At 58.6% G+C, this 249-nt stretch carries 1 protein-coding gene; it reads right to left on the reverse strand.

Annotation, left to right across the window (positions count from 1 at the left end; all coding sequences use genetic code 11):
* On the reverse strand, positions 1-249 hold a 249-nt coding region (locus FNJ47_RS47335; protein ID WP_163163658.1), incomplete at both ends, for a transposase.

Here is a 249-nt window from a genome sequence, read left to right on the forward strand (position 1 = left end):
GCTGCGGAGGTCCGTCGGCGGTGCGGACACGGACAGCAGCAAATCGGGCTTTCAACCGACCTTTGGTCCCGCTGCGCCAACTCACGGTTTTCCATTTGGCACTGGCCAGCATTTGTTCTGCCGCAATTGATAAGATATCGGGCACGTGGTGCTTTCGTGGTTTCCCGCGGACTTTGGTAATCGGCCAAATGAGCTTCACATCGACCGGATACACCTTCAGGTGCCGAGGGATGCCGACAGCCCAGGCCA

Source organism: Bradyrhizobium uaiense (assembly GCF_010811875.1).
GTDB lineage: Bacteria > Pseudomonadota > Alphaproteobacteria > Rhizobiales > Xanthobacteraceae > Bradyrhizobium > Bradyrhizobium uaiense.